We start from the raw sequence: 26085 nt of genomic DNA, 5'->3' as shown, positions 1-26085 counted from the left end.
AGCCCCGCCGCCCATGGTGGCCGCCCCACCGTCCTTCACCCCGGCCCCGGCCGTCTTCGCGCCCCCCGCACGGGCCACCCCCGTACCCCCGAGCAGCCCGCCCCACGCCACCCCGCCGCCCGCCCGGCCGGATGTCGCGCGGGCCGTGGACGAGGTGAAGAAGCTGCTCGGCGAGGGCCGGATCACCCAGGCCGTGGACGTCCTCGGCGCCACCCTCCCGGCCGCCGCCGCCGAACACGGCGAGCACTCACCGGTCGTCCGCATCCTGCGCAAGCAGTACGCCGCGACGCTGATGGACGACGGGCAGTACCGCCGCGCCCTGCCCGAACTGCGCCGCCTCGCCGGGGACCGCGCCGCCGAGGCGGGACCGGCCGACGCCCAGGCCCTCCAGTTCCGCTACGACGCCGCCCAGTGCCTCGAACAGCTCGGTGAGGCCGGGGCCGCGCTGGGCGAGTACCGCGCGGTCCTCCCGTACTACGAGAACGCCTACGGGGCGGTCGCCGTCGACCCCGGCCGCGCCCTCGACATCCGGCACCGCATCGGACAGCTGCTCCTGGCGGTCGGCGACCACACCGCGGGCCGGGCACAGCTCCAGGCCCTGCTGTACGACGCCGAGCGCACCTACGGGCCGCACCACCCGCTGCCGATGGACCTGCGCCGCCTGCTCAGCCATCAGCGGGACGTCCGCGGGGGCTGACAGCGGCCCCCATACCGGGCCACATCCCCAACTCCTCCCGAATCGTTGGTCGAATCAGTGGCACCCGCCACATCCACTGCCTAACATCGATCACCGCAAGGCTTTGTGCGCCGATGCACAAACTCTCCCCGGGAGGCTCCTTTGCACCGCCGTCGTCGCACCGCGCTCGCCGTCCTCGCCGCAACGCTCGTCGCCGCGCCGCTCCTTTCGGCCTGCGGCAACCAGGCCCATCCCGGCGCCGCGGCCGTCGTGGGCGGCGAACGGATCGAGGTGTCGGCGGTCCAGGCCAGCGCTGCGGACGTCCGCAGCGCCCAGGAGAGCTCCCCGCAGGCAGCCCAGCTGGTGAACAAGTCGGGCCAGCTCAACCGCGCCAAGCTGTACGGGATGATCTTCGGCCGGGTCGTCGACCGCGCCGCCGAGGACGCGGGAGTCACGGTCACCCGCAAGGAGATCCAGGAGATGCGGCGGGCCGGCCGCGCCCAGCAGGGCGGCGAGGAGCAGTTCGCGGCGATGCTGCTCCAGCAGCGCTGGCTCGCCCCGGACCAGATCGACGCCGAGATGCGCCAGGAGGTCCAGTTCCCGAAGCTCGCCCGGGCCATCGGCGCGGACCTCGGCACCCCCGCCGGTCAGCAGGCGGTCGGCGAGGCCCTCACCAAGGCGTCGAAGGCCCTCGACATCGACGTCAACCCGCGCTTCGGCACCTGGGACGACCAGAAGATGCAGCTCGGCACCTACAGCGCGCCCTGGATCAACCAGGTCACCGAGTTCCCGCCGAAGGAGCCGACGGACGCCTGAACTGGTCCGGGGCCCGGGCCCCCGGCCGGAGGTAGGTTCACAGGGTGAACGCTGAAGCCTCCGACGCCCCCGAGAACCCCGGCCGCATCGTCCTGCTCACCGCCAGCCACCGGGTCGCGCCCGGCCTGCTGTCCTGGCCGGCCTGGCAGGCGCTGCACACCGCCGACCGCGTCCTGTGCGCGGACCCGGACCACCCGCAGCTCCCCTACCTCCGCGAGGCGGGCGTACGCGTCGAGCACGCCACGCCCGCCGCGGACGAACTGGTCGCCGACTGCGTGGGCGGCCGGACCGTCGTCGTCCTGGTCGGCGGCGAGGGCGACAGCCGGCTGACCGACGGCCTGGCCCGGCTCGGCGGCTCGGGCCGGGTGGCCATGCCGGACCTGGAACTGCTCCCCGGCTCGTACGACCTGCCCGGCGCCCGCCTGCTGGACCTGGTCCAGGTCATGGACCGGATCCGCCGCGCGTGCCCCTGGACCTCGCAGAAGACGCACCGAGGCCTCGCCAAGTACGCCATCGAGGAGGCGTACGAACTGGTCGAGGCGATCGAGGACGGCGACCGGGACGAACTGCGCGAGGAGCTCGGCGACGTCCTGCTCCAGGTCGTCTTCCACGCGCGCATCGCCGAGGAGGATCCCGAGGAGCCCTTCGCCGTCGACGACGTCGCGGGCGGCCTCGTCGAGAAGCTGATCCACCGCCACCCGCACGTCTTCGGCGACGAGAGCGCCGAGACCCCGGAGGACGTCCACGCGCACTGGCTGCGCACCAAGGCGATCGAGAAGCAGCGCACGTCAGTCACCGAGGGCGTCCCCCTGGGCCAGCCCGGCCTGGCCCTCGCCGCGAAGCTCGGCAGCCGGGTCCGTACGGCCGGCCTCACCGTTCCGCTGCCCACCGGCGACGCCATCGGCTACGACCTCCTCGCCCTCGCCGTACGCGCCGAGGCGAACGGCACCGACCCGGAGGCCGCCCTGCGCGCGGCGGCCCGCGCCTACCGCGACGCGATCCTGGCGGCGGAGGGCGACGCCGGTTAGTGCGGTTGCCGCAGGGACTGTGCGAGGGGCGGGGGGACGGGCGTGGATGCCGAACCGAAGACGCTGACCGACACTTTGGGCCGGAGCTTCGCCGAGGGCGCTCCCGACCTGTACGAGCTGCTGACCGCGCCCGTGCACGGAAGTGTCGCGGCCCCCTCGCTGGTACCACGGCGGCTGAACCGGGTGTTCGCCAGATACCAGGGGAACTCGATCGAGGGGCCGCTCGCCGTCAAGGCTGTGCGGCGCGACGACGCCCCGGAGGCGGCGAGCGGGGTCAGCGTCTGCTCGGCATCGTCCTGGCCGATCAGTCGGAGCATTGGCTGGCGGCGGACGGCGGTGATGGCGTCTCCGCGTCCAGGCCGGCCGACCTGAAGGCGGCCCGCAGCGGTGACCAGCGGCCCGGCAGCTCCGTGCCGGATGCTCCAGATAACGTCAAGGCGTGAACGACACCCCCGCCTGCCCCCACCCCTCCACCGCCCCCGGAGGTGCCCCCGAGCTCTTCACCTGGGAGTTCGCCACCGACCCCTACCCCGCCTACGCCTGGCTCCGCGAGCACCGCCCCGTGCACCGCACCGCGCTGCCCAGCGGGGTCGAGGCCTGGCTCGTGACCCGGTACGGGGACGCCAAGCAGGCGCTCGCCGACGCGCGGCTCTCCAAGAACCCGGCCAACCACGCCGAGTCCCCGCACGCCAGGGGGAAGACGGGGATCCCGGGGGAGCGCAAGGCGGAGCTGATGACGCATCTGCTCAATATCGACCCGCCGGACCACACCCGGCTGCGCCGGCTCGTGTCCAAGGCGTTCACCCCGCGCCGGGTCGCGGAGTTCGCGCCCCGCGTGCAGGAGCTGACGGATCGGCTCATCGACGAGTTCATCGAGGAGGGGAAGGCCGACCTCATCCACGATCTCGCCTTCCCGCTCCCCATCTACGCCATCTGCGACCTGCTCGGCGTTCCCCAGGAGGACCAGGGCGACTTCCGGGACTGGGCGGGCATGATGATCCGGCACGGCGGCGGGCCGCGTGGCGGGGTCGCCCGGTCGGTGAAGAAGATGCGCGGGTATCTCGCCGAACTCATCCACCGCAAAAGGGAGAATCCCGGCGACGACCTCATTTCCGGGCTGATCCGGGCCGGCGACCACGGCGAGCACCTCACGGAGAACGAGGCGGCCGCGATGGCGTTCATCATATTGTTTGCCGGGTTCGAGACGACGGTCAATCTGATCGGCAACGGGACCTACGCCCTGCTGCGCCACCCCGAGCAGCGCGCCCGGTTGGAGGCCTCCCTGGCGGCGGGGGAGAGCGCGCTGCTGGCCACCGGCATCGAGGAACTGCTCCGGTTCGACGGGCCGGTCGAGATGGCGACCTGGCGGTACGCCACCGAGGCGCTGACCCTGGGCGGCGAGGAGATCACCGCCGGGGACCCTGTACTGGTGGTGCTGGCGGCGGCCGACCGGGACCCGGAGCGGTTCGCGGAACCGGACACGCTGGACCTTGCGCGGCGTGACAATCAGCACCTCGGATACGGGCACGGCATCCACTACTGCCTGGGAGCGCCGCTGGCCCGGCTGGAGGGGCAGACCGCGCTGGCCACGCTGCTGAGACGCCTCCCCGACCTGCGACTTGCGGGAGAACCTGCCGATTTGCGTTGGCGCGGCGGGCTCATCATGCGTGGACTGCGTACCCTTCCGGTCGAGTTCGAGCCGGGCAGCCGTTCCGAAAGAAGTGACACTCTGTCAACTCTGTGACTTTCACGTGATCTGCGCTGCATCGACTTGTGACACACGTTCGAGTCCCGCTAGGTTCACGGTTCGACGCGTCGGTCGCACGTTGCTCACGCGTCACTTGTGCGCCGGCGCAGGCACAGACCCGCTGCGCGGCGCTCAGGCCACTCGCTTGTCAGTCGCACGGAAGGCATACCCATGGGCTCCGCGAACGGCAGACACCGCCGCCCTCGCCAGGCACCCGCCATCGTCGTCGCCGCAGGTGTGACGGGATCGGCCATCGCCATCCCGCTGCTCGGTGCGAGCGGCGCGCACGCGGCCGAGGCCACGACCTGGGACCGGGTCGCGGAGTGCGAGAGCGGTGGCATGTGGAGTGCCGATCTCGGCAACGGCTACTACGGCGGGCTCCAGTTCTCGCAGGAGACCTGGTCGGCGTACGGCGGCACGGCGTTCGCGGCCCGCGCCGACCTCGCCAGCCGGTCGCAGCAGATATCCGTCGCCGAGAAGGTCCTGGGCGACCAGGGGCCGAAGGCGTGGCCCAGTTGTGCGGTCATCTCCGGTCTCGCGGTGGACGGCAGTCTGCCAGGCGTCGACCCGGGCACCTCGCCGTCCCCCGACCCGTCCGCCGATCCTTCGGCGGACGGGTCGGGGGACCCGACGACCACCCCGGCTGACGAAGCGGATGCAACCGGCGAAACGGGTGAATACGGCAAGCCGGGTGAAGCCGATGGGTCCGATGGGTCCGGCAACGGTGACGGGGCGGACAAGGGTGACAGTGGTGGTAAGGAGAAGGGGAGCGAGGCAACCGACTCCTCGGTGACGCCCTCCGCCCCGCCGGTCACCGGCACCCCCGGGACCCCCGACGCCACGGCCCCCTCCGGCGCCCCCGACGCTTCGACGGGCGAGGACGGCAGGGGAGGCAAGCACCGGGGCACCCCCGCGCCCGAGGAGGCCGACGCGGGCCGGGAGAGCGGTCCCCGCGAGTCCGGCCGGCACGCCTCGCGAGGTGAGGGCGACGCGCGGAACGGCGGCGCGGCGACCGCCGGTGCGTACACGGTGCAGCCCGGGGACAACCTCTGGGCGATCGCTGACGCGCAGGAACTTCCCGGCGGCTGGTCCGGCCTGTACGAGACGAACAGGGATCTCCTGGGCTCCGACCCGGACCTGATCCTGCCCGGCCAGCACCTGGATCTGGGTCCGGGTCAGGATGCGGACCCGGGTGCGGACAAGGGGGCGGATCCGGTCACGCCGGAGGGGGCTGAGAAGCCCGCCGCCAACTGATCCATTCCGGGAGAAAACACCCCGGGTATCCGGGCAGTTCAGAGGCCTATGCCCACTTTTGCGTAAGTGAGACATGGGTCTCTTTGCTTCAACTGGCGCGTTCTGTCCGGCCGGTCCGCGCGTATCGCTCCCGACCTGCGGAAACAGCCCATCGGTCGCGGCAAGTTCGGGGTGATTGCCCCCTATGTCCATCTTTGAATGTCGGGGTTGCCTGTGTTTACGGTCGTAACCGCTCGCACCGCGGGCCCCGTCGACCGTCACGCCGAATCCTGCCGTCGGTCGAAGGGAACAGACGCGTGAGCGCCGTAGGCAGGAGCGGGGGACCCAGGTAGGCCGCCGGGTCCGGACGCCTCGTCGAACCGACGGGGGCGTACGGGACCGGCTAGGGGTGAAGTCGCGTGCAGCACCGTGCGACCGGGCAACTCATCAGCCCGAACCCGACAGCTCACCTCGTAGGCGTCGGTGAGGAGAACCGTTCCATGCTGCTGAACAGCAAGGGCAAGCACCGCCGCCCGTCCAAGGTCACCCGTTTCGCCACCCTCGCGGGTGTCACCGGTGCCGCCGTCGCCGTCCCGCTGATGGGTGCGACCGGCGCTTCCGCCGCCTCCGTCGAGACCTGGGACGCCGTCGCCCAGTGCGAGTCCGGCGGCAACTGGTCCATCAACACCGGCAACGGCTACTACGGCGGGCTGCAGTTCTCGCAGTCCAGCTGGGCCGCCGCCGGTGGTACGCAGTACGCCTCGCGCGCCGACCTGGCCTCCAAGGACCAGCAGATCGCCACCGCCGAGAAGCTCCTCGACCTGCAGGGTCCGGGCGCCTGGGCCTGCGCCGGCGCAGGCGGCCTCACCAACGACGGTGTGGACCCGGGCGTGAACACCGGCTCCGGCCAGTCCGAGAGCAAGCCGGAGCGTCAGGCCGAGCAGCCCACCACGCGCTCCGAGCAGCGCGAGGCCCCCAAGGCCGAGAAGAAGGCCGAGAGCGAGAAGACCGTCACCACCCCGACCGGCGAGAAGGTCCAGAAGGGCGACGGCGAGTACGAGGTCGAGGCCGGCGACACGCTGAGCGGCATCGCTCAGAAGGAAGGCGTCAAGGGCGGCTGGAGCAAGCTCTTCCAGCTCAACGACGACATCGTCAAGGACGCGGACCTGATCTTCCCGGGTCAGCAGCTCCACCTGAAGTAACCGCCGTCTCTCCTCCCCGGAGGGAGGGCGTCCGGCGGCACCTTCCCTCGCACGGCTTCCCGGCCCGGCGCGCTCGTCCCCCCAGCGCGCCGGGCCGGGTTCTTGGCGGGCGGCGACGGTGAGCGGCGGACGCCCAGGGGTCCGCATGCGTTCACCTCTTGTCGGCAGTACTCATTACTGTCCAGTAGATTTTTAGAGTTTTGTCCCGTGATGCAGGCCCTTGGGTCCTTTTTCGTCCCAGGAGGCGGGCGGTCGGCCGGCCGACGCGGCCGGGCCGGATAGGCTCGTGTCGCAAGGCCACAGTGACCCTGCACAACCAGCGTCAAATCCCAGAAGGAGATGCCTCGTGCCGTCCATCGACGTCGTCGTAGCCAGGGAAATCCTCGACTCCCGGGGCAACCCCACGGTCGAGGTCGAGGTTGGCCTCGACGACGGCAGCACGGGCCGTGCTGCTGTTCCGTCCGGCGCCTCCACCGGTGCGTTCGAGGCTGTTGAGCTTCGCGACGGCGACCCCAACCGTTACCAGGGCAAGGGCGTCGAGAAGGCCGTCCTCGCCGTCATCGAGCAGATCGGCCCGGAGCTCGTCGGGTACGACGCCACCGAGCAGCGCCTCATCGACCAGGCGATGTTCGACCTGGACGCCACCGAGAACAAGGCCTCGCTCGGCGCGAACGCCATCCTCGGCGTCTCGCTGGCCGTCGCGCACGCCGCCTCCGAGGCGTCCGACCTGCCGCTCTTCCGCTACCTCGGCGGCCCGAACGCGCACCTGCTGCCCGTTCCGATGATGAACATCCTGAACGGCGGCTCGCACGCCGACTCCAACGTGGACATCCAGGAGTTCATGATCGCCCCGATCGGCGCGGAGTCCTTCTCCGAGGCCCTGCGCTGGGGCGCGGAGATCTACCACACGCTCAAGAAGGTCCTCAAGACCAAGGGCCTGTCCACCGGCCTCGGCGACGAGGGCGGCTTCGCCCCGAACCTGGAGTCCAACCGCGCCGCCCTGGACCTCATCGTCGAGGCCATCAAGGAGGCCGGCTACGTCCCGGGCCGTGACGTGGCGCTCGCGCTCGACGTCGCCGCGTCCGAGTTCTACAAGGACGGCGTCTACGAGTTCGAGGGCAAGTCCCGCTCGGCCGCCGAGATGACCGAGTACTACGAGGAGCTCGTCTCCGCGTACCCGCTGGTCTCCATCGAGGACCCGCTGTACGAGGACGACTGGGCCGGGTGGAAGGTCATCACCGACCGCATCGGCACCAAGGTCCAGATCGTCGGCGACGACCTCTTCGTCACCAACCCCGAGCGGCTGGCCCGCGGTATCGAGGAGGGCTCCGCCAACGCCCTGCTCGTGAAGGTCAACCAGATCGGTTCGCTGACCGAGACCCTGGACGCCGTCGAGCTGGCCCAGCGCAACGGCTTCAAGTGCATGATGTCGCACCGCTCCGGCGAGACCGAGGACGTCACCATCGCCGACCTCGCCGTCGCCGTGAACTGCGGCCAGATCAAGACCGGTGCCCCGGCTCGTTCGGACCGCGTCGCCAAGTACAACCAGCTGCTGCGCATCGAGGAGATCCTCGACGACGCCGCGGTGTACGCGGGCCGCTCCGCCTTCCCGCGCTTCAAGGGCTGACCCGTAGTCGCAGGACGGTAGCCTCCGCCCGTCCCCGCACCCGGTCCCGTACCGTGTGCGGGGACGGACGTGCGTAATCGGGGAGGCGGGAGACATGGCCGGGAAGGACCGCGACCGGTTCTCCACCGCGACCAGGCTGCGACTGCTCGGCGAGCAGACCGCGGCCCGCGTGTACCGGTCCCAGAACCGTCGCCAGGCCCGCCGCTCCCGGCTCACCGGCCGGGCCGCGTTCCTGGCGCTGGTGGTCTGCTCCCTGGTGGTGGCGCTCGCCTACCCGATGCGGCAGTACGTCTCCCAGCGCGACGAGATCGCCGAGCAGGAGCGGCTCTCGCAGCAGGCCGAGCGGCGCACGGAGGAGCTGCGGGACGAGAAGGCGCGGCTCCAGGACGACGCGTACATCATGCGCCTGGCCCGCCAGCACCTCCACTACGTCCTCCCCGGGGAGACCGGCTACACCGTGGCCGACCCCGACGCGGCGCGGGACCGCCGCGGCGAGCCGGGCGCGAGCGGCCGTCCCTGGCACTCGAACCTCTGGGACGGCGTGGACAGCGCCGACCGGGCGGGCCGCGACTGACCGACCCGTACGCCCACCTCTTCCCTCTCTTCCCCCGACGAGCTTTCGACGAGCTTCCGAGCAGAACCAAGGCAGGCATGGAAACGCCCCCTCCGCAGACCGAGTCCACCCAGCCCACCGACGCGGACATCGCCGCGTTCGAGCAGCAGCTCGGCCGCCCGCCGCGCGGCCTGCGCGCCATCGCGCACCGCTGCCCGTGCGGCAACCCGGACGTGGTGGAGACCCAGCCCCGTCTGGAGGACGGCACGCCGTTCCCGACGACGTACTACCTGACCTGCCCCCGGGCGGCCTCGGCGATCGGCACGCTGGAGGCCAACGGGGTCATGAAGGAGATGACGGCCCGTCTGGGGGCCGACCCGGAGCTGGCCGACGCCTACCGGGCCGCGCACGAGGACTACGTCACCCGCCGCGACGCCATCGAGGTCCTGGAGGGCTTCCCGAGCGCGGGCGGCATGCCGGACCGGGTGAAGTGCCTGCACGTCCTGGTCGGCCACTCGCTGGCGGCCGGGCCCGGGGTGAACCCGCTGGGCGACGAGGCCATCGCGATGCTGCCCGAGTGGTGGGCCAAGGGCCCCTGCGTCACGCCCTGCGCGCCGACGGGCGAGGGCGACGGCCGGACGGTGGACGAGGGCGACGGCGGCCACTCCGTCCTCCGTCCGCTCGACGGTCCCGTCGACGGGCAGCACGCGTGACCCGGGTCGCCGCCGTCGACTGCGGCACGAACTCCATCCGGCTCCTGGTCGCCGACGTGGACCCGGCCACCGGTGCCTTCACCGAGCTGGACCGGCGGATGACGATCGTCCGCCTCGGCCAGGGCGTGGACAGGACCGGCCGGCTCGCCCCCGAGGCGCTGGAGCGGACGTTCGCGGCCTGCCGCGAGTACGCGGCGGCGGTTCAGGAGCTGGGCGCCGAGCGGATCCGCTTCGTCGCCACTTCCGCCTCCCGCGACGCCGAGAACAGCGCCGAGTTCGTGGCCGGAGTCCGGGACATCCTCGGCGTCGAGCCCGAGGTGATCACCGGCGACCAGGAGGCGCAGCTCTCCTTCGACGGGGCCACCAGGGAACTGGCGGGCAGCGACCACCTGGCGAAGCCGTATCTGGTCGTCGACATCGGCGGCGGCTCCACCGAGTTCGTCCTCGGCTCGGACCGGGTCGAGGCCGCCCGGTCCGTGGACATCGGCTGCGTACGGATGACGGAACGTCACCTCGTGGTGGACGGGGCCGTCATGGACCCGCCCAGCCACGAGCGGGCCGCCGCGATCCGCGCGGACATCGACGCCGCCCTCGACCTCGCCGAGCAGACCGTGCCGCTCACCGGGGCCGGCACCCTCGTCGGCCTCGCGGGCACCGTCACCACGGTCGCCGGGATCGTGCTGGAGCTGCCGGAGTACGACTCGAAGGCCATCCACCACTCCCGGATCTCCCGCGGCCAGGTCCGGGCGATCACCGAGCGCCTGCTCCGCTCCACCCACGAGGAGCGCGCGGCGATCCCCGTGATGCACCCCGGCCGGGTCGATGTGATCGGCGCGGGGGCGCTCGTCCTGCTCGCCGTGATGGAGCGGACGGGAGCCCACGAGGTCGTCGTCAGTGAGCACGACATCCTTGACGGGATTGCCTGGAATGCGGCACAGGACCCTCATTAGCGCTTTGGACGACATCCTCGACGGCATCGCCTGGAGCGCCGCGTAGTCGGAGGGCTTCCGGTGCCGGGCGGGCGGCCCTCGGGCCGCCCGCCCGTTCGTCCCGCCACCTGCGCTGTTGAGCCGCGGTCCGGCCCTCAGGGCCGCCCGGGGGCCCCTTCGGGGACACGCCGCGAGAAACTTCGTGAACTTCTTCACAAGGAATGGGGCCCTGTTGGTCGCGGTTGGGGCCCATCAGGCCTGAACTGGTTGCCCCGGGGGCCGCGCGGAGGTGCTGCGCGGGCGTTCCGGGCGCGTTGCGTCCGTATGAAGGGGAGGGGTGGTTCGCCCCGTCCGATGGGTCAAGGCCCAGCTCACAAGCGGTGCACAACGTTTCCCGCGGTGGAGTGGTTCCCTTTCACGCCCATGACCTGGGTCACGTGGGCGGCGAAGTGTAGCAGAGGGTCGGTCAATCCTTGTGAAGGGGCTCACGAGCACCCCCCTGGGGCGGGGTGGATACTCGATGGCATGAGCACCACGGAGCGTCCCAGGATCCTCGTTGTAGGCGGTGGGTACGTAGGCCTGTACGCAGCTCGTCGCATTCTGAAGAAGATGCGATACGGAGAGGCGACCGTCACGGTCGTCGACCCGCGGTCGTACATGACGTACCAGCCCTTCCTCCCCGAAGCTGCTGCCGGCAGCATCTCGCCTCGGCATGTCGTCGTCCCGCTGCGACGCGTGCTGCCCAAGGCCGAGGTTCTCACCGGTCGTGTCACCACCATCGACCAGGACCGCAAGGTCGCCACGGTCGCGCCGCTCGTCGGCGAGGCCTACGAGCTGCCCTTCGACTACCTGGTCATCGCGATGGGCGCGGTCTCCCGTACCTTCCCGATCCCCGGCCTCGCCGAGCAGGGCATCGGCATGAAGGGCATCGAGGAGTCCATCGGCCTGCGCAACCACGTCCTGGAGCAGCTCGACAAGGCTGACTCCACGACCGACGAGGACGTCCGCCGCAAGGCGCTGACGTTCGTCTTCGTGGGCGGCGGCTTCGCCGGCGCGGAGACCATCGGCGAGGTCGAGGACATGGCCCGTGACGCGGCGAAGTACTACACCAACGTGAAGCGCGAGGACATGCGCTTCATCCTCGTCGACGCCGCCGACAAGATCCTTCCCGAGGTCGGCCCGAAGCTGGGCGCCTACGGCAAGGAGCACCTGGAGAGCCGCGGCGTGGAGATCTACCTCTCCACCTCGATGGACTCCTGCGTCGACGGCCACGTCGTGCTGAAGAACGGCCTGGAGGTCGACTCCAGCACCATCGTGTGGACCGCCGGTGTGAAGCCGAACCCGGCGCTGGCCCGCTTCGGCCTGCCGCTCGGCCCCCGCGGCCACGTGGACACCTCCGAGAAGCTCCAGGTCCAGGGCACCGACTACATCTGGGCCGCGGGCGACAACGCCCAGGTGCCGGACATGGTCGGCCGCCGCGCCGGCAACCCGAACGCCTGGTGCCCGCCCAACGCCCAGCACGCGCTGCGTCAGGCGAAGGTCCTCGGCGACAACGTGATCTCCGGCATGCGGGGCTTCCCGCAGAAGGAGTACAGCCACGCCAACAAGGGTGCGGTCGCCGGTCTCGGCCTGCACAAGGGCGTCGCGATGATCGTCATGGGCAAGGTGAAGATCAAGCTCAAGGGCCGTCTCGCCTGGTACATGCACCGCGGCTATCACGGCATGGCCATGCCGACCTGGAACCGCAAGATCCGGATCTTCGCCGACTGGACGCTGGCGATGTTCCTCAAGCGCGAGGTCGTCTCGCTCGGCGCCATGGAGACGCCGCGCGAGGAGTTCTACGAGGCCGCCAAGCCGGCCCCGGCTCCGGCCGCCGCCAAGTCGGAGGGCGAGAAGGCCAAGGCCTCCTGACCCCCAGGACGTGTCGTCGAACCGCCGCCTGCCGGGCGACGCATGGCACGCACCGCCCGGCCGCCCTTCGGGCGACGACGGCAGTTTGACGACAGGCCCTGAGTGAGACGCTCCGTGAGGAGCGCACCGTACGACGCCCGAAGGGGCCGTCCGCCATCCGTGGTGCGGACGGCCCCTTCGGCGTATCCGGGCATCGGCCCGGACCGGGGCCCGGAGCGCGGCGAAGGCCCGCTCCCGCCCATGTGAATGGCGGACGCACGCACTTTGCCGATTCGTTGCCCGGTAGCGGGATGACGGAGTGTGCGAGGAGAGTTGACGCAGGTGTACCTCGCTGCGGCACCGGGGTGTGGCGGCGGGGCTACGAGCATGTCTGTACGCGTTGTGTTTGTTGGCTTGTTGTGCTTGTCGGGGAAACACCACGGAGGTGTGCGCCATGGCAGACGCCGCGTCGCGGCTGACCGCTCTCGCCGAGGAGTTGCTCTCGGAACCCCTGCTGGTCCGGATCCGGGCCTGGGACGGCAGCGAATCGGGGCCGCCCGGCGCCCCGGTCCTCGTGATCCGCCACCGCCGCGCCCTGCGCCGGCTCCTGTGGAAGCCGGGCGAACTGGGCCTGGCCCGCGCCTGGGTGGCCGGTGAGATCGACATCGAGGGCGACCTGTACGAAGCGCTGGGCCACCTGGCCGGTCTGCTCTGGGACCGCGGCGCCGACGCCAAGGACACCGTCCACCCGGTCCGCGACCCCAAGGTCCGCGCCTTCGCCCGCGGCCTCCTCGACCTCGCGGGCCCCTGGCCGCCGCCCGCTCCGCCCGCCGAGGAGGTGCGCCGGCGCGCCGGACCGCTGCACACCAGACGCCGCGACAAGGAGGCCATCAGCCACCACTACGACGTCGGCAACGACTTCTACGCCCTGGTGCTCGGCCCCTCCATGGTCTATTCCTGCGCCTACTGGCAGGACGGGGAGACCCTGGAGGACGCCCAGCGCGACAAGCTCGACCTGGTCTGCCGCAAGCTCGGCCTGAAGGAGGGCGACCGGCTGCTGGACGTCGGCTGCGGCTGGGGCTCGATGGCCATCCACGCCGCCCGCCACTACGGGGCGCGGGTCACCGGCATCACCCTCTCCCAGGAGCAGGCCGCCCACGCCCGCAAGCGCATCGCCGAGGAGGGCCTGACCGACCGGATCGAGATCCGTGTCCAGGACTACCGGGACGTCCTTCCCCGAGCTCCCGGCTCCGCTCGAACAGGGGACACCCCACCCGGGCCGTACGACGCGATCTCCTCGATCGGCATGGCCGAGCACGTCGGTTCGGTCCGCTACCGGGAGTACGCCGATGACCTCTACGCCCTCCTGAAGCCCGGCGGCCGCCTCCTGAACCACCAGATCGCCCGCCGCCCCGAGAGGAACGAGGACGCCTACCGCATCGACGCGTTCATCGACGCGTATGTCTTCCCGGACGGCGAACTGGCCCCGGTCGGCCGCACCCTGGCCACGCTGGAGGAGGCCGGCTTCGAGGCCCGGGACGTCGAGGCCCTGCGCGAGCACTACGCGCTGACCCTGCGCCAGTGGGTGGCCAACCTGGAGCGGCACTGGGAGCGGGCGGTACGCGCCACCTCCCCGGGCCGGGCCAGGGTCTGGCGGCTGTACATGGCGGCGTCCGCGCTCTCCTTCGAGCACAACAGGATCGGTGTCAACCAGATCCTCGCGGTGCGCCCGCTGGAGGGCGGTGGCTCCCCGCTGCGGCTGCGCACCCGCAGGTGGACCGAGGACGCGGGCGCCTGACCCGCACCGCGCGCGGCAACGGGCGAGGGTCCGGCGCGACCGCTTCGCAGCGGTCGCACCGGCCCCGTGGTGTGTCCGGCGGGCCTTCGTCCCGGCCCCTGCGGCTACTCCGTCTTGATCGCCGTCAGCATGTTGAGCTTCGCGGCGCTGCGGGCGGGCCACAGCGAGGCGAGGACGCCCACCAGGCCGGCCAGGAGCAGGAAGATGCCGAGCCGGTCCCACGGGATGACCAGGGCGTAGCCGGGGATTTCGGCGGACAGGGTCTGTCCGATCGCCCAGCCGAGGAAGACGCCGAGGCCGACCCCGATCACCGCGCCGAAGACCGAGATGACGACGGCCTCCAGGCGGATCATCCGCTTGACGCGACCCTGGTCGAGACCGATCGCGCGGAGCATGCCGATCTCCTGCTGCCGTTCGAACACCGACATCGCGAGGGTGTTGACGACTCCGAGGACCGCGATCAGCAGGGCCATGGCGAGCAGCCCGTACATGATGTTCAGGGCGGTGTTGATGAAGCCGCCGAACATGTCACGGATGTCCTGCCGGTCCATGACGCTCATCGCCGGGTTGTCACCGAGCGCGTCCACGATGGACTGCTCGTTGGCCTTGGTCGCGCCGCCGTCCGCCTTGATCCAGATCTCGCGGATGTCGGGGCGCGCGGCGGCGTTGTGCTCGTCCGCCATCTCCTTCGGGATGAGGAAGGTGGAGAGGAACTCGTTCTCCTCGTAGACGGCCCCGACCGTCAGCTCGCCCTTCGTCTCGTCGTCGAACTTCACCGGCAGCGTGTCGCCGGTCTTCCAGCCGTTGGACTTCGCGGTCTTGTTGCCGACCGCGACCTGACCGTCCTTCAGCGAGCCGAGCGAACCGGAGACGGTCGTCAGCGAGAAGACCTTCTCCACGTCGCCCGGGGTGACGCCGGAGGCGGACTGGTACTCACCGTCGACCTCGAACCAGGCCGCCTGCTGCGGGGAGAGCGCGGCGACGCCGTCGGCCTTCGCCAGGGCGTTGAGCGCGGACTGATCGAGCGCGTCGCCGCTGGCCATCGAGACCATGTAGTCGGCCTTGATGTTGTCGGTGGTCATCTTGTCGATGGCCTGCCCGAGGGTGACGCCGAGCACCGAGATGCCGGTGACCAGGGTCAGCCCGATGGCCAGCGCGGATGCGGTGGCTCCGGTACGCCGCGGGTTGCGGACCGCGTTCTGCGAGGCCAGCTTCCCGGAGACGCCGAACAGCTTCTTCAGCAGCGGCCGGACCAGGGCGATGACCGGGCGCGAGAGCAGCGGGATCAGGATGATGACGCCGATCAGCGCGAAGAACGCGCCGCCCGCGACCAGCTGCCTGCCGGACGTGCCGCCGACCGCGGCGCCGCCGACGATCCCCGCGGCGCCGAGCAGGGCGATCACGCCGCCGATGGAGTTCCGTACGACCAGGGACTTGGTGGACGCGGCGGCGTGCACGCTGCTCATCGCGGCCACCGGGGCGATCTTCGCGGCCCGGCGGGCGGGCAGCCAGGCGGCGAACACGGTGATCAGGATGCCCACCGCGAAGGCGGAGAGGACGGCGGTCGGCGAGACGACCAGCGGGCCGGCGGGGATTTTGCCGCCCAGGAGGCCCATCGCGGAGCGCAGGCCGGTGGCGAGGCCGAGACCGAGGGCGAAGCCGATGACGGAGGCGATCGTGCCGACGACAGCCGCTTCCAGCAGCACCGAGCGCTTGATCTGGCGGCGGGAGGCTCCGATGGCCCGCATCAGGGCCAGCTCACGGGTCCGCTGGGCGATCAGCATGGTGAAGGTGTTGGCGATGAGGAAGATACCGACGAACAGCGCGATGCCCGCGAAGGCCAGCAGCATGCCGTTGAGGCCGGCCATTCCGGTCTCGATCTCCTTCGCCTGCTGGTCCGCCAGCGCCTTGCCGGTCTGCGCGGTCGCGTCCTTCGGCAGCAGGGGGGTGACCGCGTCCAGCAGCTTCTGGTCGGAGACGCCGCCCGCCGCGGTGACGGTGGCGTTCTGGAAGACGCCGGGCTTCAGGTAGAGCTTCTGGGCGGTCGCGGTGTCGAACAGCACGAGGCTGCCGCCGGCGTTGACCGCGCCGTCCTCGGTGGTGAAGATCCCCGAGAGGGTGTACTCCTTCACCGGGCCGTTGGTGGCGACCCGCACCGGGTCGCCGACGCGGTACTCGCCCTTGCTCGCGGTGTCCTTGTCGAGCGCGACCGAGCCGTTCTCCGCCGGGCCCGAGCCGTCGGTGAAGTCGTAGCTCGCGTCCTTGCCGTCCTTGCCGGGGGCGAAGTTCGCGCCGGTGTTGGACCAGCCGTTGCCGATCAGTTTGCCGTTCGGGTCGGCGACCCCGGCGAAGCCGTTGACCCGGCCGGTGGCGGAGGCCACACCGTCCAGGCCCCGGATCTTCTCCAGGGTGGCGTCGTCGATGCCGGGGGTCTTCTCGTCGCGCCCGCCGGCGTACGTCTCCACGGCGACGGCGACGTCGTCGTAGCTCTTGGCGGACTGCTTGCGGAAGGCGTTGCCGAGGGTGTCGGTGAAGACCAGGGTGCCGGAGACGAACGCTACGCCGAGCATGACGGCGAGCACGGTCATCAGCAGCCTGGCCTTGTGCGCGAGCACATTGCGCAGGGCGGTACGGAACATGTCTGTGTGTCCTGGGATGGGTTCCGGAAGGGGGTCGGGGACGCGCGGGGGCGGCGGCCGGGGTTCGGCGGGCGCCCGCGTCAGCCGGTGCGGCGGCCGTGCCGGCCGGCGGCAGGCGGCGTCAGCTCGTGCGGCCCTTCGCGTCGAACGCCTTCATCCGGTCGAGGACCCCGTCGGCGGTCGGGTGCATCATCTGGTCGACGACCGCGCCGTCGGCGAGGAAGATGACCCGGTCCGCGTAGGAGGCGGCGACCGGGTCGTGCGTGACCATCACCACGGTCTGGCCCAGCTCGCGCACCGAGTTGCGCAGGAAGCCGAGGACCTCGGCGCCGGAGCGGGAGTCCAGGTTTCCGGTCGGCTCGTCACCGAAGATGATCTCGGGCTGCGAGGCCAGGGCGCGGGCCACGGCGACGCGCTGCTGCTGACCGCCGGAGAGCTCGGTCGGACGGTGCTTCAGCCGCTCCGAGAGCCCCACCATGTCGATGACCTTCTGCATCCACGCGGCGTCCGGCTTACGGCCCGCGATGTCCATCGGCAGAGTGATGTTCTCCAGCGCGGTGAGCGTCGGCAGCAGGTTGAACGCCTGGAAGATGAAGCCGATCTTGTCCCGGCGCAACTGTGTGAGCTGCTTGTCCTTCAGCGTGGACAGCTCGGTGTCGCCGATGCGCACCGAACCGCTGCTGAAGCTGTCGAGGCCGGCGACGCAGTGCATCAGCGTCGACTTGCCGGAGCCCGAGGGGCCCATGATCGCCGTGAACTCGCCCTGCGGGAAGTCCACGGTCACCCGGTCCAGGGCGACGACCTGCGTCTCGCCCTCGCCGTAGACCTTCGACAGCTCCGTGGCGCGGGCAGCCACCGCGGTGGTGCGGTGAACGGTGGGGGTGGTGGTCACAGGGACGCTCCTGGTTCGGATGATGCGGATGCTCGGACACGGGGGCCGTGCTGAGGCGGGCGCTGACGCCATGCCTCGGGGACTTACTCCATCGTTACGTCCCGATCGCGTCGGGGCGTCCCTCCCGATGCCCGTTCCCGTGGCCCTCTTGAGTCGCATCACAGGCGCGGATCCATCCTCCTCGGGTATGACACCGACCCTGATCGGAGTCGTGGACGCCGCTCCGCGGTCACCCAGTGTGAGCGCGCCGGGACGCGGGCGGGGAGCGGCACCGGCGGCGGGCGCGCCCCTTCGGGATCGATGCCGGACCCGGGGGCGGAGCGGCGTCGGACCCGAGGGTGGCGGACGCCCTGGCGAGGGCTGGCGCGGACCTGGCGCGTTGGGCCGTACGGGTGCGGCGACTTTCCGTCATTTCCGTGCGGTGCGCCGACCGCCCGTGATCGGCTGCGAGCGGGTGGCCAGCCCGGCCCGAATGTCCTGACGGACCCTCAAGCGGTCAATAAAATAGGACAACATCGCGCCACTGTTCCGCTGATCGAGGGACGTCCCCGGATAGGGTCGGTAGCCAAAAGCGGAGCCGCGCAGCACGCCCGGATGGTGGAACGTAGACACGGCGAGCTTAAACCTCGCTGCCCCTCGGGGGCGTGCCGGTTCGAGTCCGGCTCCGGGCACCACGCGCCGCACTGTGCGTGACCCGGACGGCCCAGACCGTGACCTGCGTCCGGCTCCCGGGGTTCGTGATCCCCGGCCTCGTACGACAGTCCCTGCCGGGTCTTCCGGGGGACCCTCGCCACGGGCCGCCGCAAAGATCCTCCCCTGGCACTAGGGTGATTCTTTTGCCCACCCATTACTCTTGTGGCAAGGCTACGCAGTGTGGCCATGGAGGAGTGAAATGAGGAGCAGCAACCCGGTCTTCTCGCGACGGGGGTTCAGCCGCGACAACGGCCACGCGGGCTTCAACGCGCCGCCGCAGGCCGGGGCCACCGCGACGGGCAATCCGTACGCGCAGGGCGCCGCCGCCAACCCGTACGCCACCAACCCCTACGCGCAGACGGACATCCAGGGCGCCCCGCAGGCCCCCGCCCGTCCCGACGTGATGACCATCGACGACGTGGTGACACGTACGGCGATGACGCTCGGCACGGTGATCCTGGCCGCGACCGCCGCCTGGTGGATTATGCCGGTCGACCAGGCGAACCTCGGCAGCGCCTACGGCGTGGCCATCGGCGCCGCGATCATCGGCTTCGTGCTGTCGCTGGTCAACTCGTTCAAGCGCCGGCCATCGCCGCCGCTGATCCTGACGTACGCGGCGTTCGAGGGTGTGTTCCTCGGCATCGTCAGCAACATCGTCAGCATGTACGTCGCCCCCGGGGCGGCGATGCAGGCGGTGCTCGGCACCATGGCGGTCTTCGCCGGTGTGCTGATCGCCTACCGCACCGGACTGATCCGGGTCACGCGCCGCTTCTACGGCTTCGTGATGGCGGCCGCCATCGGCTTCATGCTGCTGATGATGGTCAACCTCCTGTTCGCCGTGTTCGGCGGCGGTGACGGCCTCGGCTTCCGCAGTGGCGCGCTCGGCGTCGTCTTCGGCATCGTGGCCATCGTCATCGGCGCGTGCATCCTCGCCCTGAACTTCAAGCAGGTCGAGGACGGCATCGCGTACGGCGCTCCGCGCGAGGAGTCCTGGCTGGCGGCCTTCGGCCTCACCGTGACCCTGGTGTGGATCTACATCGAGATGCTGCGCCTGGTCGCGATCCTCAGCGGCGACGACTGATCGCACGCCCCGCACCACCCGTAGGACCCGCAGCACCGGAACGGCCCGCAGGCATCGAGCCTGCGGGCCGTTCCGGTGCCCGGCCCCCTGTCCCCTGGCCGGAGGGCCGGTGGCCGCCTCGCGGGAGGGGCGCGTAGGGTCGGCCGGGTGCTCGATACGACGCCCCTGACCCTGGCCGTGGACCGTTTCGCCGACCGGCTGCGCTCGGCCCCGCAGAGCCGCCTCCAGCGTGGGGCGGCCGCCGAGGCGCTGGCCGCGGCCCGCGAACTCGCCGTACGGGCCCAGCGCCTGGAGAACCCGGACGCCGAGCCGCGTGAGCTGCCGGACGCCGGGGTGTTCGCCGTGGGCGACCAACTGGCCGTCGCCGGACGGGATCTGGCCGTGGCACTGGAAACGGCCCCGTCCCAGGAGCTGGACGAGGCCGTGCGGTATGTCAGGGAAGCGGCGGCGCGGGCTTTCGCGTGATGCGCGTGAGGGGCCCGCGCCCGGCGGTCAGAACGAGGCGATGACGCGGTCGGCGAGGATGTACACGTTGTCCTCGCCGCAGGAGAAGGTCAGCGCGTAGGCGCCCGAGACGCCCGAGCCGCCCAGCAGTACCGGCTGCCAGCCCTCCTGCAAGGCCTCCGCGAGCCGCTCGGCGGTCTCGCGGTGGCCGGGGGTCATGCAGAGCGTGGTGCCGTCGGCGAAGACGTACACGTCGAGCGTGCCCAGCGGGCCGGGCCGCACGTCGGTCAGCTCGGTCGCGGTGCCGGCCAGCTCCTCCAGCCGGTTCACGGTGCGCTCGTGGTCGGTGACCACCGGTGTCTGTACGGGGACGAAGTCCGGGTGCGAGGGGTGGCGGCGGCGGGCGGCGGCCAGCTCGGGCGATTCCTCGGGGAACTCCGCGATCTCCGGAAGGCCGGTCAGCTCGCCGATCTCGTGCTCCGCGAGGGTCCGCTCGGTCAGCTCCGCGAGTTCCTCCATCGCCTCGGCCGCTTCGGCGTCCATCGACTCCAGACCGGCGAAGTCAGCCTGCCGGGGCAGGTAGTACGGGGTGTCGTCGCCGAGGCCGGACAGACCGCCCAGCAGGGACGGGGCGTCGGCGGCGTCGCGGGCTTCCTGGGCGGCCCAGAAGGCGCGCGCCTCGGCCAGCTCGCGCTCCCGTTCCTCGGCGAGCGCCTCGGCGACCGCCGCGCGTATCTCCTCGGCGGGAGTGGCCGTACTGCGGCTCTGTGGTGGCACGGAGGCGCCGAGAGCGTGGCCGGCGGCCAGCTCCGTGCGCAGCGCCGCGACCTGCTTGCGCAGCCCGTGAGCGGCGTGCAGTGCGGCGGCGCCGACGGCCGTGGCAGCGGCGGTGGTCAGCAACAGGGCAAATGACATGGCGCTCACTGACGTACTCCCGGTTTCAATCGATACCCCCGACTTCCTACATCAGCTTGACCTGTACCGGTACGTGCTGTCAGTGCATTACGTCACGAAATGGACAGGTCTTTCGGTCCGATGTTTAGCCCCATATCGGCGATGACCTGCAGAAACAACTCTCCCCCGGGACGCAGATCACATCCTGGGGGAGATTCGGTCACGGTCGGAGCTCGGTGGGGTTCGAAACCCTCTCCGGGCGGGAGTCCGGGGCCTCCGGGCCTCCCGCGCGGCCGCTCGTGTCTGTGGTCGCGCTGAGCTTCGCCTCCGCTGCGGGCAGGTGCCACCCTCGTTCCTCGGGCGACCCCTACCCTCCGCTGCGGCTCAGCTCAGCCGCTCGATCACCATCGCCATGCCCTGGCCGCCGCCCACGCACATCGTCTCCAGGCCCCACTGCTTGTCGTGGAACTGGAGGCTGTTGATCAGCGTGCCGGTGATGCGGGCGCCGGTCATGCCGAAGGGGTGGCCGACCGCGATCGCGCCGCCGTTGACGTTGACCTTGTCCAGCGGCAGGCCGAGGTCCCGGTAGGAGGGGATGACCTGGGCGGCGAACGCCTCGTTGAGCTCGGCGAGGTCGATGTCGTCGATGGTCAGGCCGGCCCGCTTCAGCGCCTGCTTGCTGGCCTCGACCGGACCGTAGCCCATGATCTCGGGGGAGAGGCCGGAGACGCCGGTGGAGACGATCCGGGCCAGCGGGGTCAGGCCCAGCTCGCGCGCCTTGGTGTCGGACATGATCACCAGGGCCGCGGCGCCGTCGTTGAGCGGGCAGCAGTTGCCCGCGGTGACCAGACCGTCGGGACGGAACACCGGCTTCAGGCCCTGCACGCCCTCCACGGTCACGCCGGCGCGCGGGCCGTCGTCCTTGGAGACGACCGTGCCGTCGGGGGTGGTGACCGGGGTGATCTCCCGCTCCCAGAAGCCGTTCTTCAGGGCCTGCTCGGCGAGGTTCTGCGACCGTACGCCGAACTCGTCCATGTCCTGACGGGTGATGCCCTTGGACCGGGCCAGGTTCTCCGCCGTCTGCCCCATCGAGATGTACGCGTCCGGGACCAGTCCGTCCTCGCGCGGGTCGTGCCAGTCGGCGCCGGACTCCTCGGCGCGGGCCGCGGTGCGGGCCTCGGCCTCGGCGAACAGCGGGTTGTGCGTGTCCGGGAGGCTGTCGGAGTTGCCCTTGGTGAAGCGGGACACCATCTCGACGCCGGCCGAGATGAAGACGTCGCCCTCGCCCGCCTTGATCGCGTGCAGCGCCATCCGGCTGGTCTGCAGCGAGGAGGAGCAGTAGCGGGTGACCGTACAGCCGGGAAGGTGGTCCATCCCCATCTGCACGGCGATGACGCGGCCCAGGTTGTTGCCCTGCTCGCCGCCGGGCAGACCGCAGCCCAGCATCAGGTCGTCGATGTCCTTCGGGTCCAGCTCGGGGACCTTGGCCAGCGCGGTCTGGATGATCGTGGCGGTCAGGTCGTCCGCGCGCAGGTCCTTCAGGGACCCCTTGAAGGCGCGGCCGATCGGCGAACGGGCGGCAGAGACGATCACGGCTTCGGGCATCACGCGGCTCCAAGGGGCTGGAAGGCTGTGTGGACGGGCGGAACTCCTCTGGAAGTTACCCGGACGTATCGCCGCGGTCACCCGGCAGGCCGTGTGATGCGGGACTCTTTTCTAAGCGCTTGCTCAGCCGTGATGGGCTCCTGTGCGTGTCCGCGGGTCCCTACGTGTGCCCGTGGGCGGCGTCCGGGTGCGGGTGCGGGGTGGGTTCCGTGGAGGCGGGCAGACGCCGCCGCCTGCGGTGCTTGAGGAGGGCCCAGGGAGCGCGCGCCCCCGTGACCTCCGTACCGGCCTCCCGGGCCGCCTGGGAGGCCGCCTTCGCCACCGGGAGGATGTCCTCGCGCCGCGCACCGTCCAGCCGGTCGGTCTCCGGCCACAGGCCCAGTACCGCGCACAGGGTGGGCAGCACCGCCATGGCCGCCGTGGCGTAGCCCTCGGCGGAGGGGTGGTAGTTGTCCGGGCCGAACAGCTCACGCGGGTTCGCCGCGAACTCCGGGCCCAGCAGGTCGCCCAGCGACACCGTGCGCCCGCCCTGCTCCACCGCCCCGATCGTCTGCGCGGCCGCCAGCTGCCGGCTCACCCGCCGGGCCAGCCAGCGCAGCGGCTGGTAGACCGGCTCGATCGTGCCCAGGTCCGGACAGGTCCCGACGACCACCTCCGCCCCCGCCGTCCGCAGCCTGCGCACCGCCGTCGTCAGACAGCGCACCGACTGCGTCGCGGGCATCCGATGAGTGACGTCGTTCGCCCCGATCATGATCACGCAGACGTCCGGGACCCGCGCCGGATCCGCGAGCAGCAGCGACACCTGCCGCTCCAGATCGTCCGACCGGGCCCCCGGAAGGGCCACGTTCCGCAGGTCCACCGGCCGCTCGGCCACCGCCGCGAGCCCCGAGGCCAGCAGCGCACCCGGCGTCTGGCCGGCCCGCCGCACGCCCTGGCCCGCAGCCGTCGAGTCCCCGAGCATCCCGAGCCGCATCGGGTCGGACGGCCCGGCGAACGCCACCCCGTACCGTCCGTCCGCGCTCGGCGGAACCGGAGCCGTGTCCCCGCCCACCCGCCTCTTCGCGAGCTGGACCTCCGCCAGGAACACGCCCACGGCCGCCGCACCGATCAACCCGATGCTGCCACCGCCGTAGGCCGCGCCCGCCGCGATCCGCCGTGCCACCCTTGCTCTCGACACAGTCCGGTCCACCTCCTCCTCGCCGTACAGCCGTACACGTACCTACCTGCCCCGCGAGGGGCTCTGTGTACTCCTTTCCGTACGCGGAGTCCGTCCTGTGCGCATACTCTGGGCCGGACCATCTCGGAGATCCCGGAGTACACGGTGCAATTCCACGATTCGATGATCAGTCTTGTCGGCAACACCCCGCTGGTGAGGCTGCGCAACGTCACGACAGGTATCCAGGCGACGGTCCTGGCCAAGGTCGAGTACTTCAACCCCGGCGGGTCGGTGAAGGACCGCATCGCGCTGCGCATGATCGAGGCGGCCGAGCAGAGCGGGGAGCTGAAGCCCGGCGGCACGATCGTCGAGCCGACCAGTGGCAACACGGGTGTCGGGCTCGCCATCGTCGCCCAGCAGAAGGGCTACAAGTGCATCTTCGTGTGCCCGGACAAGGTGTCCACGGACAAGATCAACGTGCTGCGCGCGTACGGCGCGGAAGTCGTCGTCTGCCCCACCGCCGTTGACCCCGAGCACCCGGACTCGTACTACAACGTCTCCGACCGGCTGGTCACCGAGACGCCGGGCGCCTGGAAGCCGGACCAGTACTCCAACCCGAACAACCCGCGCTCGCACTACGAGACCACCGGTCCCGAACTGTGGGAGCAGACGGAGGGGAAGATCACCCACTTCGTCGCGGGCGTCGGCACCGGCGGCACGATCAGCGGCACCGGGCGCTACCTCAAGGAGATCAGCGACGGCGCGGTCCAGGTCATCGGCGCGGACCCGGAGGGCTCGGTCTACTCCGGCGGCTCCGGGCGGCCCTATCTGGTCGAGGGCGTCGGCGAGGACTTCTGGCCGAGCGCGTACGACCGCACCGTCACCGACGAGATCGTCGCGGTGTCCGACAAGGACTCCTTCCAGATGACGCGCCGGCTCGCCAAGGAGGAGGGGCTGCTCGTCGGCGGCTCCTGCGGCATGGCGGTCGTCGGCGCCCTGGAGGTCGCCAAGCGGCTCGGCCCCGAGGACGTCGTCGTGGTGCTGCTCCCCGACAGCGGGCGTGGCTACCTCAGCAAGATCTTCAACGACGAGTGGATGGCCGACTACGGCTTCCTGGAGGACTCCGGCGCCTCCGCCAACGTCGGCGCGGTCCTGGACTTCAAGGAGGGCCCGATGCCCTCCCTCGTCCACATGCACCCGGAGGAGACGGTCGGCGAGGCCATCGAGGTGCTCCGCGAGTACGGCGTCTCCCAGATGCCGATCGTGAAGCCGGGCGCCGGCCACCCGGACGTGATGGCCGCCGAGGTCATCGGTTCCGTCGTGGAGCGGCAGCTGCTGGACGCGCTGTTCACCCAGCGCGCCTCGCTGACCGACCCGCTGGAGAAGCACATGTCGGCGCCGCTGCCGCAGGTCGGCTCCGGCGAACCGGTCGAGGACCTGATGGCCGTGCTCAGCGGCACGGACGGGGCCGACGCGGCGATCGTGCTCGTCGAGGGCAAGCCCAAGGGGGTCGTGAGCAGGCAGGACCTGCTGGCGTTCCTCGCCAAGGACGCGGGCACGGCGAAGGCCTGACGGACCGGATGCGGGGCTCGGGGCCAGCCTGACGGACCGGATGCGGGGCTCCGGGCCAGCCTGACGGGCCGGCAGCGGGCCTGAGGCCGCGGCTTGACGGGCCGGATGCGGGACTTCGCGAAAACGGTACGAGTGCGTCACGTCCGCGCAGCACCCGCTTAACACGGCTCCGGCACCTTGGTGGGTGTCGGCAGGGAAACCCGCCGGCACCCAGAACGGCGACACCGGACTACGGAGCGGCTCCCGGACCTCCACCGTCGCCCGGACGCGGGCATCCGGCTCTGACCCGGACCGCGTCCCTCGCGGGGACCGCCGTCGTCCCGCCCCCCCGGGCGACCGGGGGTGCGGCGGTCCCCGCGACATGCTTCGGCGCGGCCGGACTCCCCCGAGGGTCCGGCCGCGCGGTCATGTTCAGGAACGAGTCGATGAGCGCGGTCTCGTACTCCGCACCCAGCTCGCCGCGGGCCTGGAGGGTGGCGGCGAGCTCCTTCTTGAGCTCGTGGTCACGGGCTTCCATACCGACCACGGTACGGAGGCCGAGGCGCGGTGACAGGGGGGCTAGCCCCGAATTTCGTGGGGCTAACCCCCCTCTGAGGCGCGCTCAGCTCTACGGCCGGGAACCGTCGCGTCGCCCGTGGCGTGGAACGGCGGAGGCGTCGGCACAAGGGGTGCGCCGTCAGCATCGGGACGGCCCTGGCGGCGTGTGGCGCAGACACCGCCCGATCCGCGGAAGGTCCACCGGCCCGGCGGCCGAAGGTCAGCCGGTGACGCGCAGCTCGACCAAGGTCGTCATCGGCTTGCCGAGCCCCTGGCCGACGGTCTGGAAGTCGCCCTTGTCGACGTTGACGGTCTCGGAGTCGCCGGCGTCAGTGGTCAGCTTCGCCGACACCGGGTGGT

The 26085-nt window shown here is 71.2% G+C and carries 22 protein-coding genes, 1 tRNA gene, 1 pseudogene and 1 riboswitch; of the genes and pseudogenes, 17 read left to right on the top strand and 7 right to left on the bottom strand.

Annotation, left to right across the window (positions count from 1 at the left end):
* The 13 genes and pseudogenes from B9S58_RS11970 to B9S58_RS11910 form a co-directional block, all read left to right on the top strand.
* Window positions 1-697 (top strand): annotated as a pseudogene (locus B9S58_RS11970) (serine/threonine protein kinase); the annotation flags it as partial.
* A 141-nt stretch (window positions 698-838) separates the two neighbouring features.
* Window positions 839-1492: a SurA N-terminal domain-containing protein gene (locus tag B9S58_RS11965; protein ID WP_103532102.1), complete on the top strand. Its 654-nt coding sequence runs from the start codon at window positions 839-841 to the stop codon at window positions 1490-1492.
* A gap of 44 nt (window positions 1493-1536) precedes the next feature.
* Complete coding sequence (locus B9S58_RS11960) at window positions 1537-2520, top strand: nucleoside triphosphate pyrophosphohydrolase (RefSeq protein ID WP_103532101.1); 984 nt, start codon at window positions 1537-1539, stop codon at window positions 2518-2520.
* A gap of 42 nt (window positions 2521-2562) precedes the next feature.
* Window positions 2563-2892 (top strand): hypothetical protein, encoded by a 330-nt coding sequence (locus tag B9S58_RS11955; RefSeq protein ID WP_103532100.1) that lies wholly within the window; start codon window positions 2563-2565, stop codon window positions 2890-2892.
* 67 nt (window positions 2893-2959) lie between these two features.
* Complete coding sequence (locus tag B9S58_RS11950) at window positions 2960-4264, top strand: cytochrome P450 (protein WP_103532099.1); 1305 nt, start codon at window positions 2960-2962, stop codon at window positions 4262-4264.
* 174 nt (window positions 4265-4438) lie between these two features.
* A complete protein-coding gene (locus tag B9S58_RS11945; RefSeq protein ID WP_103532098.1) occupies window positions 4439-5521 on the top strand; it encodes a transglycosylase family protein in 1083 nt (360 codons plus the stop codon).
* A 250-nt stretch (window positions 5522-5771) separates the two neighbouring features.
* Window positions 5772-5995: riboswitch (cyclic di-AMP (ydaO/yuaA leader) on the top strand.
* Window positions 5996-6000: 5 nt separating this feature from the next.
* Window positions 6001-6702, top strand: a complete 702-nt coding sequence (locus B9S58_RS11940; protein ID WP_103532097.1) for a transglycosylase family protein — start codon at window positions 6001-6003, stop codon at window positions 6700-6702.
* Between the two features lie 346 nt (window positions 6703-7048).
* Window positions 7049-8329 carry a phosphopyruvate hydratase gene (gene eno / locus B9S58_RS11935; RefSeq protein WP_103532096.1) on the top strand — a complete coding sequence of 427 codons (1281 nt, stop codon included), beginning with the start codon at window positions 7049-7051 and terminating at the stop codon, window positions 8327-8329.
* 94 nt (window positions 8330-8423) lie between these two features.
* Window positions 8424-8903, top strand: a complete 480-nt coding sequence (locus tag B9S58_RS11930) for a septum formation initiator family protein (protein ID WP_103532095.1) — start codon at window positions 8424-8426, stop codon at window positions 8901-8903.
* A gap of 77 nt (window positions 8904-8980) precedes the next feature.
* Complete coding sequence (locus tag B9S58_RS11925; protein WP_103532094.1) at window positions 8981-9595, top strand: DUF501 domain-containing protein; 615 nt, start codon at window positions 8981-8983, stop codon at window positions 9593-9595.
* On the top strand, window positions 9592-10545 hold the full coding sequence (locus B9S58_RS11920; RefSeq protein WP_103532093.1) for a Ppx/GppA phosphatase family protein: 954 nt from the start codon (window positions 9592-9594) through the stop codon (window positions 10543-10545). The genes B9S58_RS11925 and B9S58_RS11920 overlap by 4 nt, the downstream gene beginning before the upstream one ends.
* A 504-nt stretch (window positions 10546-11049) precedes the next feature.
* Entirely contained in the window at window positions 11050-12435 is a 1386-nt protein-coding gene (locus tag B9S58_RS11915) for an NAD(P)/FAD-dependent oxidoreductase (RefSeq protein WP_103532092.1), read from the top strand.
* Between the two features lie 433 nt (window positions 12436-12868).
* Window positions 12869-14212, top strand: a complete 1344-nt coding sequence (locus tag B9S58_RS11910; RefSeq protein WP_103532091.1) for a cyclopropane-fatty-acyl-phospholipid synthase family protein — start codon at window positions 12869-12871, stop codon at window positions 14210-14212.
* A 104-nt stretch (window positions 14213-14316) separates the two neighbouring features.
* Here the strand turns inward: B9S58_RS11910 and B9S58_RS11905 are convergent, their stop codons facing one another.
* Both B9S58_RS11905 and B9S58_RS11900 read right to left on the bottom strand, forming a co-directional pair.
* Complete coding sequence (locus B9S58_RS11905; protein WP_103532090.1) at window positions 14317-16851, bottom strand: ABC transporter permease; 2535 nt, start codon at window positions 16849-16851, stop codon at window positions 14317-14319.
* Window positions 16852-16972: 121 nt separating this feature from the next.
* A complete protein-coding gene (locus B9S58_RS11900) occupies window positions 16973-17743 on the bottom strand; it encodes an ABC transporter ATP-binding protein (RefSeq protein WP_103532089.1) in 771 nt (256 codons plus the stop codon).
* Between the two features lie 588 nt (window positions 17744-18331).
* Between B9S58_RS11900 and B9S58_RS11895 the strand changes: the two genes are divergently transcribed.
* From B9S58_RS11895 to B9S58_RS11885, 3 genes are all read left to right on the top strand, one after another.
* Window positions 18332-18417: transfer RNA gene (locus tag B9S58_RS11895), tRNA-Leu, on the top strand.
* 218 nt (window positions 18418-18635) lie between these two features.
* Complete coding sequence (locus B9S58_RS11890) at window positions 18636-19517, top strand: Bax inhibitor-1/YccA family protein (RefSeq protein ID WP_103532088.1); 882 nt, start codon at window positions 18636-18638, stop codon at window positions 19515-19517.
* 147 nt (window positions 19518-19664) lie between these two features.
* A complete protein-coding gene (locus B9S58_RS11885) occupies window positions 19665-19982 on the top strand; it encodes a hypothetical protein (protein ID WP_103532087.1) in 318 nt (105 codons plus the stop codon).
* Window positions 19983-20009: 27 nt separating this feature from the next.
* Here B9S58_RS11885 and B9S58_RS11880 read toward each other — a convergent pair whose 3' ends face one another.
* The 3 genes from B9S58_RS11880 to B9S58_RS11870 all read right to left on the bottom strand — a co-directional run bounded on the left by B9S58_RS11880 (window position 20010) and on the right by B9S58_RS11870 (window position 23622).
* A complete protein-coding gene (locus tag B9S58_RS11880) occupies window positions 20010-20876 on the bottom strand; it encodes a hypothetical protein (protein WP_258044355.1) in 867 nt (288 codons plus the stop codon).
* A 363-nt stretch (window positions 20877-21239) separates the two neighbouring features.
* Window positions 21240-22460, bottom strand: coding sequence for an acetyl-CoA C-acetyltransferase (locus tag B9S58_RS11875; protein WP_103532085.1), 1221 nt, complete (start codon window positions 22458-22460; stop codon window positions 21240-21242).
* A 160-nt stretch (window positions 22461-22620) separates the two neighbouring features.
* Entirely contained in the window at window positions 22621-23622 is a 1002-nt protein-coding gene (locus B9S58_RS11870) for an SGNH/GDSL hydrolase family protein (RefSeq protein ID WP_103532084.1), read from the bottom strand.
* A gap of 159 nt (window positions 23623-23781) precedes the next feature.
* On the opposite strand from B9S58_RS11870, the gene B9S58_RS11865 reads away from it, so the two are divergent.
* Window positions 23782-25188, top strand: coding sequence for a cystathionine beta-synthase (locus B9S58_RS11865; RefSeq protein ID WP_103532083.1), 1407 nt, complete (start codon window positions 23782-23784; stop codon window positions 25186-25188).
* A 229-nt stretch (window positions 25189-25417) separates the two neighbouring features.
* On the opposite strand, the gene B9S58_RS11860 is transcribed toward B9S58_RS11865, so the two are convergent.
* Window positions 25418-25705 (bottom strand): hypothetical protein, encoded by a 288-nt coding sequence (locus B9S58_RS11860; RefSeq protein WP_103532082.1) that lies wholly within the window; start codon window positions 25703-25705, stop codon window positions 25418-25420.
* 240 nt (window positions 25706-25945) lie between these two features.
* The gene (locus B9S58_RS38975; protein WP_258044353.1) at window positions 25946-26077 is read right to left on the bottom strand and encodes a hypothetical protein; all 132 of its coding nucleotides are present in this window, start codon (window positions 26075-26077) and stop codon (window positions 25946-25948) included.
* Between the last annotated feature and the right edge of the window lie 8 nt (window positions 26078-26085).

The organism is Streptomyces sp. SM11, assembly GCF_002910905.1.
Lineage (GTDB): Bacteria > Actinomycetota > Actinomycetes > Streptomycetales > Streptomycetaceae > Streptomyces.
Note: the sequence above shows the minus strand (reverse complement) of the source record. Positions and strands in the feature narration are given on the sequence as shown.